This window comes from Streptomyces longispororuber (assembly GCF_024448165.1).
In the GTDB taxonomy this organism is placed as follows: Bacteria; Actinomycetota; Actinomycetes; order Streptomycetales; family Streptomycetaceae; genus Streptomyces; species Streptomyces longispororuber_A.
Map to the genome: position 1 here is coordinate 1 of NZ_JAMOLN010000026.1, position 14,145 is coordinate 14,145.

10 protein-coding genes and 1 pseudogene are annotated in these 14,145 nt (G+C 69.5%); 6 read left to right on the forward strand and 5 right to left on the reverse strand.

From position 1 onward, the window contains the following. The 3 genes and pseudogenes from M4J07_RS10230 to M4J07_RS10240 form a co-directional block, all read left to right on the forward strand. Nucleotides 1-156 (forward strand): annotated as a pseudogene (locus M4J07_RS10230) (metabolite traffic protein EboE); the annotation flags it as partial. After that, a complete protein-coding gene (locus tag M4J07_RS10235) occupies nucleotides 153-1,547 on the forward strand; it encodes a nucleotide pyrophosphatase/phosphodiesterase family protein (RefSeq protein WP_255970030.1) in 1,395 nt (464 codons plus the stop codon). The pseudogene M4J07_RS10230 and the gene M4J07_RS10235, both read left to right, overlap by 4 nt. A 120-nt stretch (nucleotides 1,548-1,667) precedes the next feature. Then, entirely contained in the window at nucleotides 1,668-2,837 is a 1,170-nt protein-coding gene (locus M4J07_RS10240) for a sugar phosphate isomerase/epimerase family protein (protein WP_255970033.1), read from the forward strand. A 101-nt stretch (nucleotides 2,838-2,938) separates the two neighbouring features. On the opposite strand, the gene M4J07_RS10245 is transcribed toward M4J07_RS10240, so the two are convergent. The 4 genes from M4J07_RS10245 to frc all read right to left on the reverse strand — a co-directional run bounded on the left by M4J07_RS10245 (nucleotide 2,939) and on the right by frc (nucleotide 9,208). Next, entirely contained in the window at nucleotides 2,939-4,312 is a 1,374-nt protein-coding gene (locus tag M4J07_RS10245) for an OFA family MFS transporter (protein WP_255970036.1), read from the reverse strand. A gap of 1 nt (nucleotide 4,313) precedes the next feature. Continuing rightward, on the reverse strand, nucleotides 4,314-5,699 hold the full coding sequence (locus tag M4J07_RS10250) for an OFA family MFS transporter (protein ID WP_255970039.1): 1,386 nt from the start codon (nucleotides 5,697-5,699) through the stop codon (nucleotides 4,314-4,316). A gap of 122 nt (nucleotides 5,700-5,821) precedes the next feature. Beyond that, on the reverse strand, nucleotides 5,822-7,975 hold the full coding sequence (locus tag M4J07_RS10255; RefSeq protein ID WP_255970042.1) for an acetate--CoA ligase family protein: 2,154 nt from the start codon (nucleotides 7,973-7,975) through the stop codon (nucleotides 5,822-5,824). A gap of 3 nt (nucleotides 7,976-7,978) precedes the next feature. Beyond that, entirely contained in the window at nucleotides 7,979-9,208 is a 1,230-nt protein-coding gene (gene frc, locus M4J07_RS10260) for a formyl-CoA transferase (RefSeq protein WP_255970045.1), read from the reverse strand. 198 nt (nucleotides 9,209-9,406) lie between these two features. Here frc and sucC point away from each other — a divergent pair, with 198 nt between their 5' ends. The 3 genes from sucC (at nucleotide 9,407) to M4J07_RS10275 (ending at nucleotide 13,112) form a co-directional block, all read left to right on the forward strand. After that, entirely contained in the window at nucleotides 9,407-10,540 is a 1,134-nt protein-coding gene (gene sucC, locus M4J07_RS10265) for an ADP-forming succinate--CoA ligase subunit beta (protein ID WP_255970048.1), read from the forward strand. Between the two features lie 11 nt (nucleotides 10,541-10,551). Then, nucleotides 10,552-11,436, forward strand: coding sequence for a succinate--CoA ligase subunit alpha (gene sucD / locus M4J07_RS10270; protein ID WP_255970051.1), 885 nt, complete (start codon nucleotides 10,552-10,554; stop codon nucleotides 11,434-11,436). A 134-nt stretch (nucleotides 11,437-11,570) separates the two neighbouring features. Further along, the gene (locus tag M4J07_RS10275) at nucleotides 11,571-13,112 is read left to right on the forward strand and encodes an aldehyde dehydrogenase family protein (protein ID WP_255970054.1); all 1,542 of its coding nucleotides are present in this window, start codon (nucleotides 11,571-11,573) and stop codon (nucleotides 13,110-13,112) included. Nucleotides 13,113-13,342: 230 nt separating this feature from the next. Here the strand turns inward: M4J07_RS10275 and M4J07_RS10280 are convergent, their stop codons facing one another. Beyond that, a complete protein-coding gene (locus M4J07_RS10280; RefSeq protein ID WP_305127514.1) occupies nucleotides 13,343-14,038 on the reverse strand; it encodes a GntR family transcriptional regulator in 696 nt (231 codons plus the stop codon). Between the last annotated feature and the right edge of the window lie 107 nt (nucleotides 14,039-14,145).

The window sequence follows — 14,145 nt, forward strand, 5'->3', positions numbered from 1 at the left end:
CTCACCCGGCACCTGGAGGTCGAGACGTACACCTGGCAGGCCCTCCCGCCCGAGCTGCGGCCCCGCGCCCGCACCCAGCTCGCCGACGGCATCGCCGCCGAACTCACCCTCGCCCGCGACCTGCTGACCGACCTCGGACTCAAGGAGCTGCCATGACGGACACCCGCCCCACTCCGCTCCTCGTCCTGGACGTCGTCGGCCTCACCCCCCGCCTCCTCGACCACATGCCGCACCTCAAGTCCCTCGGACAGGCCGGCTCCCGTGCGCCCCTGGAGACGGTGCTGCCCGCCGTCACCTGCGCCGCCCAGTCCACGTTCCTGACCGGCACCATGCCGTCCGAGCACGGCATCGTCGGCAACGGCTGGTACTTCCGCGAACTCGGCGACGTCCTGCTCTGGCGCCAGCACAACGGCCTCGTCGCCGGCGACAAGCTCTGGGACGCCGCCCGCCGCGCCCACCCCGGCTACACGGTCGCCAACATCTGCTGGTGGTACGCCATGGGCGCCGACACCGACATCACCATCACCCCCCGTCCCGTCTACTACGCCGACGGCCGCAAGGAACCCGACTGCTACACCCGGCCCCCGGCCCTGCACGACGAACTCACCGAGAAACTCGGCACGTTCCCCCTCTTCCACTTCTGGGGCCCCGGCGCCGACCTGGTGTCCAGCCAGTGGATCATCGACGCCACCCGCCACGTCCAGAGCACCCGGCACCCCGACCTGACCCTGTGCTACCTCCCGCACCTCGACTACGACCTGCAGCGCTTCGGCCCCGACGACCCCCGCTCCCACCGGGCCGCCACCGAACTCGACCGGGCCCTCGCCCCGCTCCTCGACGACGCCCGCGCCGAGGGCCGCACCGTCGTCGCCCTGTCCGAGTACGGCATCACCCGCGCCGACCGGCCCGTCGACATCAACCGCGCGCTGCGCCGGGCCGGGCTCCTGGAGGTGCACACCCAGGACGGCATGGAGTACCTCGACCCGATGGCCTCCCGTGCCTTCGCCGTCGCCGACCATCAGATCGCCCACGTCTACGTGCGCCGCCCCGAGGACCTCGACGCCACCCGCGCCGCCCTCGACGGACTGCCCGGCCTGGAGCAACTCCTCGACGACGAGGGCAAGAAGGCCCACCACCTCGACCATCCGCGCTCCGGCGAGCTCGTCGCCGTCGCGGAACCCGACGCCTGGTTCACGTACTACTACTGGCTCGACGACGCCCGCGCGCCCGACTTCGCGCAGCTCGTCGAGATCCACCGCAAACCCGGCTACGACCCGGTCGAGCTCTTCATGGACCCCCAGGACCCCTACGTCAAGGTCAAGGCCGGGGCAGCGCTCGCCCGCAAGAAGCTCGGCATGCGCTACCGCATGGCGGTCGTGCCCCTCGACCCCGCACCCATCCGCGGCAGCCACGGCCGCCTCCCCATGAGCCAGGACGACGGTCCGCTCATCATCAGCTCCACCCCCCATGCGTTCCCCGGTCGCGTCGCCGCGACCGACGTGAAATCGCTGCTCCTCGGACTGGCCGGCCTCGGCCGGACCTCCTGAGAAGCAGTTACAGAGAGTGAAGCACGCGCCACTGACAATGCGGCCCGCACCGCTCTGAACAGCGGGTTCGGCCACCGCACCGGCACCTCGGCACCCGCCACACCGAAGGGAAACGCACCCGTGACCGACTTCCACGACACCCCCGCCGCCGACGAGGCCCTCAGACACCGTCTGGGCATCGACCGCCGCCGATTCCTCAGCACCTGCTCGGCCGTCGCCGCCGGGGCGATCGCCGCGCCCGTGTTCGGCGCGGCCCCCTCCTTCGCCCAGTCGCAGGTCGAGAGCGGCGGCGGCCACGGCCACGGCCGGGGCCACGAGCTCGTCCCCGCCGGCAAGCGCGGCATCATCCTGTACACCGTGCGCGACGCGACCGGCCGCGACCCGCTCTCCACCGACCTGCCCTCCGGCTTCCGCGAGGTGTTCAAGGAGCTGGCCCGCTACGGGTACAAGCAGGTCGAGTTCGCCGGTTACGGCCAGCACGCGAACGCCCCCGGCGGCGCCAACCTCGAATCGGTCGAGGGCGCCAAGCTGCTGCGCTCGTGGCTCGACGCGTACGGGCTGCGCGCCCAGGGCAACCACGGCTTCATCCCGTCGTCGTGGCCGCTCAGCCAGGCGGACCTCGACACGTTCAAGAAGCACCTCGAGATCGCCAACATCCTCGGCATGGACCACATGGGCACCGGCGGCGACCCCACCGGCAGCTCGTACAAGGCGGACTGGGACGTCGCCGCCGACAAGTGGAACGCGCTGGGCGAGATCGCCCGCCGCGCGGGCCTCAAGCTCTACACCCACAACCACGACGCGGCGTACGGCTTCCTGCTCGACGGCGGTCCGCTGGACGCGCAGGGCAGGCCCACCCGCAGCTCCGGCATCCGCAAGCTGGAGTATTTCCTCAAGGGCACCGACCCGCGCACCGTGTGGCTGGAGATGGACATCTTCTGGGCGCACGTCGCGCAGTACAAGTTCCACACGTACACCGCGCACGACGGCTCCACGCGGGAGAACGTCTTCGACCCGGCCGCGCTGGTCCGCGCGCACAACAAGCGCTACCCGCTGTTCCACGCCAAGGACGGCACCCGCAACGACACCAACGGCATGGGCTACGACATGGTGCCGTTCGGCGAGGGCGTCATCGACTACACGACGTTCTTCAGCCGCGTCGGCGAGAAGAACTACCACAACCCGATGGTCGAGCAGGACAACGCGCCCAGCGACACCGACCTCGGCCAGTCCCTGAAGTACGCGAAGATCGGCTACAACAACATGGCGGCCCTGCGCAAGAAGCACTGACCGCCTGAAGCACGGACGCACCGCAACACGTGAACCGCACATGAGAGGGGCCCGGTCTCCACGACCGGGCCCCTCTCAGCATGTCTGACGCACCGGCCGCACTACGTGGCCGCGGCCGCCTCCCGACCCGGCTGCCGCAGCAGGAGCGCCACGACCGCCGCCAGCATCGAGATGCCGCCCGCCAGGGCGTACGCCCCGTTGTAGCCCCACGCGGCGACCACCATCGAGCCGAGGCCACCGCCGAACAGGCCGCTGACCAGCTTGCCGCTGTACACCAGGCCATAGTTGGTGGCGTTGTAGTTCTCGCCGAAGTAGTCCGGGGTCAGCGCCGCGAACATCGGGTAGAACGCGCCGCCGCCGAATCCGGACAGGAACGCGAAGGCGAGGAACAGCCACTCGCTGTGGATCTTGCCCGCCCAGATCACGCCGAACTGGGCGAGGCCCAGCACCACGATCACGAAGACCAGGCTCAGCTTGCGGCCCCAGATGTCGGACAGCCAGCCGACGACTCCGCGTCCCACGCCGTTGATGACGGCCATGACGCCCATCGAGGACGCCGCGACCAGGGGCCCGAAGCCCACTTCCTTGGCGAAGTCGACCTGGAAGGAGATGCCGAAGATCGACACCCCGGCGGTGAGCACGAGGCTCAGCCACATCAGGGGCAGCATGCCGGTCCTGATCGCCTCCTTCGGCGTGAACTGGCGCACCGCCGGCGGGTTCTTGGCGAGGCTCGCCGCGCCCTTGCCCGCGCCCGCCCTGGCGATCGGATCGACCTCCGCGGGCCACCAGTTCTTCGGCGGGTCCTTGAAGAAGAACGCGCACGCCAGCACCACGACCAGGACGTAGGCCCCGATCATGTCGAGCACACGGTGGTAGTTCCCCGTGTCGAAGGCGTAGTTGAAGATGAAGATGAACGGCAGGGATCCGTAGGCGAAGCCGCCGTTGACGAATCCCGTCTTGCCGCCCTTACGTTCCGGGAACCACTTGCCGACCATGTTGATGCAGGTCGAGTAGACGAAGCCGGAGCCCAGGCCGCCGATCACACCGAAACCGAGGATCGCCAGCCAGACGTTGCTCAGATGGGACAGGGCCAGGAATCCGATGAGACACATGAACGAGCCGATGTACATGGCACGCCGGGCGGACAGGATGCCTTTCTCTCGTAGCCAGCCCGCGGGGAACGCGATACCTGCCTGGAAGAAGACCCAGATGCTCAGGATCCAGAAGGTGTTGGACTGCGTCCAGCCGTGTGCGTGGGACAGGGTGTCCTCCGCCGAGCCGTACGCGTATTCGGAGACGCTGATGGCCATCATCGCTATCCACGGCAGGTACACCATGAACTTGCGGGAGTGGCCGAGGATGTCGCGGTCCGTCTCGCCTACGCGATAGACGCGGCCGTGCTCGTCGGTGATCTCTCGGTACTTCGCGCCGGTGGCCGGCGCACTGCTTCCTGCGGCGATGGGCTCCGCCGTCATATCAGGCCATCTCCTCACCGAGCGGTTGCGGGTTGGGTTTGATCGCGCCGGATTTCGGCCTGCCCGGAGGGGACAGGAAGAGAGCGACGATTCCGGCGAAGAACGAGATGCAGCCGGCCAGGATGAACGCACCACTGAGGCCCCAGGCGCCGACGACCAGGGAACCCATGCCCGCGCCGAGTCCGGAGACCAGCTTCGAGCTGTAGACCATTCCGTAGTTGGTCGCGTTGTTGTTCTCGCCGAAGTAGTCAGCGGTCATCGCGGCGAACATCGGGAAGATGGCGCCGCCTCCGAAGCCGGAGATCGCGGAGAAGATCAGGAACAGGGGCAGGATCTTCTGCTCGGCCGACCAGAGGATGCCGAACTGTGCGAGGCCGAGGATCACACAGACCGCGAGCAGACACTGCTTGCGGCCGTAGAGATCGGACAGCCAGCCGATCACGCCGCGTCCGGTGCCGTTGACCACGGCCTTGAGCGACATGGCGGTGGCCACGATCCCACCGGCGAAGCCGGCGTGCTCACCGATGTCGACCTGGAACGAGATGCCGAAGATGTTCACGCCCGAGGTGCAGGCGAGACAGAACCACATCAGCGCCACCCGGCCGGTCCGCCAGGCCTCGCCGGGGCTGTACTGGTGCACGGCCGGCGGGTTCTTCTGCAGTGCACGCCGTGCGCGCGGGTCGTCCGGCGGGTTGAGCGGGTCGATCTGGGCCGGCCACCAGTTCTTCGGCGGGTCGCGGAAGAAGTACCCGGCCACGGCGACCATGGCGGCCAGGAAGACACCGACCGAGACGAGGATGACCTCGTAGTTGGACACGTCCATCACGGTCGTGAACAGGAAGACGAAGGGCACCGAGCCGTAGGCGAAACCGCCGTTGACGAAGCCGGTCTTGCCTCCCTTGCGCTCCGGATACCACTTGCCGACCATGTTGACGCAGGTGGCGTACACCATGCCCGCGCCCATACCGCTGAACACGCCGAAGCCGAGGAAGGCGAGCGTGACGTGCGGTGCGTAGGCCAGCGAGAGATAGCCGCAGAGCGTTCCGCACGCTCCGATGACCATCGCGTAGCGGGCCGGCAGCTTGCCGCTCTCCCGCAGCCGGCCGGCCGGGAAGGCCACCGCAGCCTGGAAGAACACCCAGACGGTCAGCATCCAGTAGATGCTTCCCGAGGACCAGTGGTGCGCGTCGTGCAGTGCGTCCTCGGCGGACGCGAACGCATACTCCGCCGAGCTGATGCCCATCATGCCGACCCACGGAAGGATGACCATCCACTTCCGCTTGCGGCCCATGATGTCGATGTCGGATTCACCGACGCGATAGACGCGTCCGTTCCTGTCGGTCAGTTCCCTGTACGGGACTGAACTGGGGAGATCCGTGGTGGTCATGACTGACGTACCCCTTGCGTCGAAAGATCTGGCCAGCGCCCCCTGTCCAAATTGCTTTCGTGTGCGCACGGGTCCTGGGCCCGGCCGGCGCGCACCGCCGGCCGGACCACCCTGAGGTCACCTCATCGGCCGCCCCCCAACAGACCCGCCGCACGGGCCCACTTGTACTTCGCCCCCAGCACGGCGACGGGCTTCTCGGTCGTGTACGGGTACGCGACCACACCCCGCTCGAAGAGGTACTGGCACGCCTCCTCGACCTCGACGTCCCCGGCCAGCGAAGCGACCACGGGCTTCTCGATGCCGCGCTCCCTGAACTCCTGGACCACGCGGGCCGTCACCTCCGCGAAGACCATGGGAGGCGTGACGATGGTGTGCCAGTAGCCGAGCACCAGCGAGTGGATGCGCGGGTCCTCCAGGCCGAGGCGGATCGTCGCCTCGTACGTCGACGGGGGCTCGCCGCCCGTGATGTCGACGGGGTTGCCCGCGGCCCCGAAGGGCGGGATGAACTTCCGGAAGGCGGCGTCCAGGTCGGCCGGGATCTCCATCAGTTCCAGGCCGTTGTCGGTCACCGCGTCCGAGAGCAGCACACCGGAGCCGCCCGCACCCGTGATGATCACGATGTTGTCGCCCTGGGGGGTCGGCAGCACGGGCAGCGCCCGCGCGTACTCCAGCATGTCGTTCAGGCCGGGGGCCCGGATGACGCCGGCCTGCTTGAGGATGTCGTCGTACACGGCGTCGTCACCGGCCAGCGCGCCCGTGTGCGACCCGGCGGCCTTGGCGCCCGCGGCGGTACGGCCCGCCTTCAGGACGACGACCGGCTTCTTTGGCACCGTCGCGCGCGCGGCCTCCACGAAGGCCCGCCCGTCCTTGAGGTCCTCCAGGTGCATCGCGATGCACTGCGTGTTGGGGTCCTCGCCGAACCAGGTGAGCAGGTCGTCCTCGTCCAGGTCCGACTTGTTGCCGAGCCCGACGATCGCCGAGACACCCGTCTTCGTCGTCCGCGCGAAGCCCAGGATCGCCATCCCGATGCCGCCGGACTGCGAGGTGAGTGCCACGCCGCCCTTCACGTCGTACGGCGTGCAGAACGTGGCGCACAGGTCCTGCCACGTCGAGTAGTAGCCGTAGATGTTCGGCCCGAGCAGCCGTACCCCGTGCCGCTCGCCGATCGCCACGATCTCGTCCTGGAGGGCCTGTTCACCGGTCTCCGCGAACCCGGAGGGGATCAGTACGGCGTTGGGGATGCCCTTGCGTCCCACCTCGTCCAGGGCCGAGGCCACGAACTTGGCGGGGATCGCGAAGATCGCCACATCCACCTCACCGGGCACGTCCGTGACACTCTTGTACGCCTTGCGGCCCAGAATGTCATCGGCCTTGGGGTTCACCGGGTGGATCTCTCCGGAGAAGCCGCCGTCGATGAGGTTGCGCATGACCGAATTGCCGATCTTGCCCTGCTCGTTGGAGGCGCCGATCACGGCCACCGAGCGCGGCTGCATCAGCCGCTTCATGGTGGTGAGGATCTCCTCGCGGGAGTAGGTGCGGCGCTGCTTGGGCGCACCGTCGGCGAGGATCACGCGGATGTCGGCGGCGACGGCGCCCTCGGGCGTCGCGATGACCGGGTTGAGATCGATCTCCGCGATCTCCGGGAAGTCCGCGACCAGTTGGGAGACCCGCTGGATCTGCTCGGAGAGCGCCGCCCGGTCCACGCCGCGGGCACCGCGCACCCCGCGCAGCACCTCGGCGGCCTTGATGGAGTCGAGCATGCTGAGGGACTCGTCGGCGTCGAGCGGCGCGAGTCGGAAGGTGACGTCCTTGAGGACCTCCACCAGGACGCCGCCGAGCCCGAAGGCGACAACCTTGCCGAAGGTCGGATCGGTGACCGCTCCGACGATCACTTCCTGGGAGTCCGCGCCGGTGGGCAGCAGCTCCTGCACCTGTATGCCCTCGATGCGGGCGTCGGGCGCGTAGGCCCGGGCGTTCGCGATGATCCGGTCGAACGCGGCTCGTACGTCGGCGTCGCCCTGCACCCCGACGATCACGCCGCCGGCATCCGTCTTGTGCAGGATGTCGGGGGAGACGATCTTCAGTACCACGGGCTTGCCGAAGCGTGCCGCCGCTGCCACGGCCGCGTCGGCGTCGGGCGCGAGCTCCTCGCCCGGGACGGCGATCCCGTACGCGTCGGCGATCACCTTGCCCTCGGGCGCGGTGAGCGCGGTGCGCCCCTCGGTGCGTACGGCATCGAGCAGGGCCCGCACCGTCGCGGTCCGGTCTTGTGCCATCAATCAGATCACTCCGTTCGACTTCAGAAGGCGCAACTCCTCGTCGCCCAGCCCGAGTTCACCGACGAAGACCTCTTCGTTGTGCTCGCCGAGGAGGGGCGAGCTGGTGATCTCGACGGGGGAGTCGGAGAGTTTGAGGGGGGAGCCGACGGTCTTGAAGGTGCCGCGCTGGGGATGCGGGACGTCGACGACCATCTCGTTGGCGATCAGGGAGGCGTCCTCGATGATCTCCTCGGTGGAGAGGATGGGGCCGCAGGGGATGTTGTGGGCGTTGAGCTTCTCCAGGACCTCCCACTTGGGGAGGGTGGAGGTCCACTCCTCGATGAGCTGGAACATCTTGTTGAGCTTGGGCAGCCGCGCCTCGGGGGTGGCCCACTCGGGGTCGTCGGCGAGCTCGGGGCGGCCTATCAGGTCGGTGATGGGCTGCCAGCCGATGGGCTGGACGATGACGTACACGTAGTCGTTGGGCCCGCCGGGCGCGCACTGCACGGCCCAGCCGGGCTGGCCGCCGCCGGAGGCGTTGCCGGAGCGGGGGACCTCGGTCCCGAAGTCGTCGTTGGGGTACTCGGCGAGGGGGCCGTGGGCCAGCCGCTGCTGGTCGCGGAGCTTGACGCGGCACAGGTTGAGGACGGCGTGCTGCATGGCGACGTTGACCCGCTGGCCGCGGCCGGTGTTCTCGCGCTGGAAGAGGGCGGCGAGGATGCCGGCGACGGTGTGGACGCCGGTGCCGGAGTCACCGATCTGGGCGCCCGTGGCGAGCGGTGGCCCGTCCTCGAAGCCGGTGGTCGACATCGAGCCGCCCATGGCCTGGGCGACGACCTCGTACGCCTTGAAGTTGGTGTAGGGGCCGTCGCCGAAGCCCTTGATGGAGGCGTAGATGATCCGCGGGTTGATGGACTGGATGTGGTCCCAGGTGAACCCCATCCGGTCGATCGCGCCGGGGCCGAAGTTCTCGACGAGGATGTCCGAGCGGCGGATCAGCTCGGTCAGGATCTCCTTGCCGCGCTCGGACTTGGTGTTGAGGGTGATGCTCCGCTTGTTGCAGTTGAGCATCGTGAAGTAGAGGGAGTCGACGTCGGGGAGGTCGCGCAGTTGCTTGCGCGTGATGTCCCCTGACGGCGCCTCCAGCTTGATCACGTCCGCGCCCAGCCACGCCAATAGCTGCGTGGCGGACGGACCCGACTGGACATGGGTCATGTCCAGGACACGCACACCTTCAAGAGCCTTCGTCACTGCCGACTCACCTCACTACTTGTACGGGTTCATGGTTCGGGACGTACGCGTCGGGAGAGGGCGCGGCGGACCGCGGCCCACCATGCCTGGCCGGTCGTTCGTACATTGCATACAGTGCTCGAATACTGTATGAACTTGGTATCCCGCATCCGATGGTGGTGTCCAGGGGGCGTGCGGCACTTCTTTCAGGAGCCGAGAATGGACCTGTACGAACACCAGGCAAGGGAACTCTTCGCGGAACACGGCATCTTGGTGCCGCAGGCCGAGGTCACCGCCTCGGCGAAGGAAGCCAGGGAGATCGCGCGCAGGCTCGGCGGCAAGGTCGTCGTCAAGGCACAGGTGAAGACCGGCGGTCGCGGAAAGGCCGGGGGCGTCAAGCTCGCCGCCGACCCGGCAGCCACCGAGATAACGGCGCGTCAGATCCTCGGCATGGACATCAAGGGCCACACCGTCCACACGGTGATGGTGGCCCAACCCGTCGACATCGAGAGCGAGTTCTACGTCTCGTACGTGCTCGACCGGGCGGCCGGCACCTTTCTCGCCATCGCCTCCGCCGAGGGCGGCATGGACATCGAGGAGGTCGCCGCCACCCGGCCCGAGGCCGTGGCCCGGGTCGCCATCGATCCGGCCAAGGGCGTCACGACCGCCAAGGCCGCACTGATCGCCGAGGCGGCCGGACTGCCGCCGCAGACCGTCGACGTCCTCGTCCGCCTGTGGGAGGTGCTGACCCGCGAGGACGCCGTCCTCGTCGAGGTGAACCCGCTCGTGCGCACCCGGCAGGGGCAGATCCTCGCGCTCGACGGAAAGGTCACCCTCGACGACAACGCCCGCTTCCGCCAAACCCGTTGGGGTGCGGCGGACGTCGAGCACACGGATCCGCTGGAGGCCGAGGCGGCGGCCAAGGGACTCAACTACGTCAAGCTCGACGGCGAGGTGGGCATCATCGGCAACGGCGCGGGACTGGTGATGTCCACCCTCGACGTGGTCGCCGGCTGCGGCGCCAGGCCCGCCAACTTCCTCGACATCGGGGGCGGTGCCTCCGCCGGGACGATGGCCGACGGGCTGAACGTCATCCTCTCCGACCCGGCCGTCCGGTCCGTCTTCGTCAACGTCTTCGGCGGCATCACCGCCTGCGACGCGGTCGCCGACGGCATCGTCAAGGCCCTGGACAGCGTGCGGCTGACCAAGCCGCTCGTGGTCCGGCTCGACGGGAACAACGCCGAGCGCGGGCGGGCCATCCTCGACGCGGCCGCGCATCCACTGATCGAGCAGGCCACCACCATGGACGGCGCCGCGCGCCGCGCCGCCGACCTCGCCACCGCGACCGCCTGAGGAGCCCGGACATGGCCATCTATCTCACCAAGGAGAGCAAGGTCCTCGTCCAGGGCATGACCGGGGCCGAGGGCACCAAGCACACCCGCCGCATGATCGCCGCGGGCACGAACGTGGTCGGCGGCGTCAACCCCCGCAAGGCCGGCACCAGCGTCGACTTCGACGACCGGGCCGTCCCGGTCTTCGGCAGCGTCGCCGACGGCATGCGGGCCACCGGCGCCGACGTCACCGTCGTCTTCGTGCCGCCCGCGTTCGCCAAGGCGGCCGTCGTCGAGGCGGCCGACGCGGGCATCCCGCTCGCCGTCGTCATCACCGAGGGCATCCCGGTCCACGACTCCGTCGCCTTCACCGCGTACGCGCGGCGCAAGGGCACCCGGATCGTCGGCCCCAACTGCCCGGGACTGATCTCGCCCGGCCAGTCCAACGCGGGCATCATCCCCGCCGACATCACCAAGCAGGGCCGGATCGGCCTCGTCTCCAAGTCGGGCACCCTCACCTACCAACTCATGTACGAGCTGCGGGACATCGGCTTCACCTCGTGCGTCGGCATCGGCGGCGACCCCGTCATCGGGACCACGCACATCGACTGCCTGGAAGCCTTCGAGAACGACCCCGAGACCGAACTCGTCGTCCTGATCGGCGAGATCGGCGGCGATGCCGAGGAGCGCGCCGCCGCCCACATCCGCGACCACGTCAGCAAGCCCGTCGTCGCCTACATCGCCGGGTTCACCGCGCCCGAGGGCAAGACCATGGGCCACGCCGGCGCCATCGTCTCCGGTTCGTCGGGCACGGCGCAGGCGAAGAAGGCGGCCCTGGAGGCCGTCGGCGTCCGCGTCGGGTCCACGCCGACGGAGACGGCCCGGCTGGTTCTCGACCGGCTCGCGGCCGATCAGTGACGCTTGTCATAGTCATCAACTCCCCATATCTGTAAGGGAGTTCGCGTACGGGAGGTGTCTCCTGGGCACCTCCCGTCCACCAGGGAAATCATGCAAGCACCGCCCCCGACTGTGCACCGAGAGCGGAGAGAACCATGGTCACCACCCTCAAGTCCGGTACGTCCTGGGACGACGCCTGGCAGCGCTGTCTCACCGTCGCCCCCGAGGCGTTCCGGGAGGATCGCGTCCTCAACCTCTGGAACGGCACCTGGCACGCCGACGGCCGTGCCCTGCCCGCGACCAGCCCGGTCGACGGCAGCCCGATCGCGGGTCCGCCGCGGCTCGACGCCGACACCGCGCACGGCGCCGTGCGCGCCGCCCTCGACCAGCACCGCGCGTGGCGCCACATCGCCCTGCCCGAGCGCCGCGCCCGCGTCGCCGCCACCCTCGACGCCCTCACCCAGCACCGCGAACTGCTCGCCCTGTTGCTCGTCTGGGAGATCGGCAAGCCCTGGCGGCTGGCGACGGCGGACGTGGACCGGGCGATCGACGGCGTGCGCTGGTACGTCGACAACATCGACGACATGCTGGGCGACCGGGCACCGCTGGACGGCCCGGTGTCGAACATCGCGAGCTGGAACTACCCGATGAGCGTGCTGGTGCACGCGATGCTGGTGCAGGCCCTCGCCGGCAACGCCGTGATCGCCAAGACCCCGACGGACGGCGGGGTCGCCTGCCTGACCCTGGCCAGTGCGCTCGCGGCCCGCGAAGGACTGCCGTTCACACTGGTCAGCGGCAGCGGGGGAGAGCTGTCGCAGGCGCTGGTGCGGGCGCCGGAGATCGGCTGCGTGTCCTTCGTGGGCGGGCGGGACACCGGCGCCGCGGTGGCGACGGCGGTCGCGGACCTGGGCAAGCGGCACATCCTGGAGCAGGAGGGGCTGAACACCTGGGGCTTCTGGAACTTCAGCGACTGGGACAAGCTGACGGCGACGGTCCCGAAGCTGTTCGACTACGGCAAGCAGCGCTGCACCGCCTACCCGCGGTTCGTCGTGCAGCGCGACTCCTTCGACGCCTTCCTCGACGCCTATCTGCCGGCCGTCCGCAGCCTGCGGATCGGCCACCCGCTCGCCGTGGACGATCCTCAGGACCCGTATCCTCAGCTGGACTTCGGGCCGCTGATCAACGCGGCGAAGGCGAAGGAGCTCACCGACCAGGTGAGCGAGGCCATCGGCCGGGGCGCCGTCCCGCTGCACCGCTCCGCGCCCGACCCCGACCGGTTCCTGCCGGGGCAGGACACGAGCGCGTACGTCCATCCCGTCACGCTGCTCGGGCCGCCGGCGTCGTCGCCGCTGCACCACGCGGAGCCGTTCGGGCCGGTGGACACGATCGTGCTGGTGGACACGGAGGCGGAGCTGCTCGCGGCGATGAACGCCTCGAACGGTGCGCTGGTGGCGTCGTTGTCGACGGACGACGAGGCGACGTTCGCCCGGCTGGCCCCGCAGATCCGGGCCTTCAAGGTCGGTCAGGGCGGGCCGCGTTCGCGGGGTGACCGCGAGGAGCTGTTCGGCGGGTTCGGCGCCTCGTGGCGCGGCGCGTTCGTGGGCGGCGAGCTGCTCGTCCGCGCGGTCACCCAGGGACCGGCGGGGGAACGGCTGCCCGGCAACTTCCCCGCCTACACGACGACACCGGAGGTCTGACAGCGGCTGCGACGGGGTCCGTGCGACGCAGGGGGCGCTCCCCGCCGCTGCGGACCCCGTCGCCGTGCCGCGGGGCGACGCCGTGGTCGCCTGCGTACACGCTTCGGGGGATTCAAGATCGACGACTGACGGTTTTGGGCCACGGCCGGATCGCGTCGACTGGATACTGTGTACAGGATGGGTCTGGCAGCGGCAAGAGCTGTCACAGCAGTCGGGGCGGCCCGCCGCCGTCAGTCGCTCAGGCCGATGGCGGCGGCGATCTGCCGGCAGTAGAAGTCCGTGGTGCGCTGGGTGTGTTGGCGCATCAGCGCCTCGGAGCGGTCCGGGTCGCCCTCGGCGATGGCCTCGATGATCAGTGCGTGCTCGCTCCAGGCGTCCTTGCCGCGGGGCTTGGCGATCGGCGTGTAGTACCAGCGCACCCGCTGGTCGACCTGCGGGATCAGCTCGGCGAGGACCGCGTTGCGCGAGAGGTGCGTGATGTGGGTGTGCAGTGCGGCGTTGGCCTCGACGATCGCCCGGGCGTCGTCGGCGGCGAGCGCGGCGATGCCCGCCTCCTGCAGCTCCCAGAGCCGGGCGACGTCCTGCGCCGACGCGTGCTGGGCCGCGCCGCGCGCCGAGTAGGTCTCCAACACAGCCCGCACGCCGAGGAGTTGGGTGCACTCCTCGACGGTCGGCGCGTGCACGTACGCGCCCTGGGCGGGGCGCAGGTCGACCCATCCGGCCGCCTGCAGGCGTTGCAGTGCCTCGCGCACCGGCTGCCGGCTCACCCCGAGGTGCTCGGCGAGGTCGGCCTCGACCAGGTGCTGGCCGGGGGTGAGGGTGCCATTGATGATCATCTCGATCAGGGCGTCGTAGACGGCCTGGCGGAGCGGGACCGGCCGGGAGATCGGGCCGCGGGCGGCCATGGCCATGGGCGTCTCGGGCATGAAGAGCCCCTCCCTCATAGGGTTCTGACGTTCCGTCAGATCTCGGGATACCGACTTTAGTATGCAGTAGACAGTCGCGGGCCGGGGGTGTCTCGCCGTGGCGGGTG

What these genes read in the sequence shown, in the direction of transcription:
- M4J07_RS10280 (WP_305127514.1), bottom strand. Translation starts at nt 14,038, where the DNA reads ATGCCCGAGACGCCCATGGCCATGGCCGCCCGCGGCCCGATCTCCCGG.
- M4J07_RS10245 (WP_255970036.1), bottom strand. Translation starts at nt 4,312, where the DNA reads ATGACGGCGGAGCCCATCGCCGCAGGAAGCAGTGCGCCGGCCACCGGC.
- M4J07_RS10275 (WP_255970054.1), top strand. Translation starts at nt 11,571, where the DNA reads ATGGTCACCACCCTCAAGTCCGGTACGTCCTGGGACGACGCCTGGCAG.
- M4J07_RS10235 (WP_255970030.1), top strand. Translation starts at nt 153, where the DNA reads ATGACGGACACCCGCCCCACTCCGCTCCTCGTCCTGGACGTCGTCGGC.
- M4J07_RS10250 (WP_255970039.1), bottom strand. Translation starts at nt 5,699, where the DNA reads ATGACCACCACGGATCTCCCCAGTTCAGTCCCGTACAGGGAACTGACC.
- sucD (WP_255970051.1), top strand. Translation starts at nt 10,552, where the DNA reads ATGGCCATCTATCTCACCAAGGAGAGCAAGGTCCTCGTCCAGGGCATG.
- sucC (WP_255970048.1), top strand. Translation starts at nt 9,407, where the DNA reads ATGGACCTGTACGAACACCAGGCAAGGGAACTCTTCGCGGAACACGGC.
- M4J07_RS10255 (WP_255970042.1), bottom strand. Translation starts at nt 7,975, where the DNA reads ATGGCACAAGACCGGACCGCGACGGTGCGGGCCCTGCTCGATGCCGTA.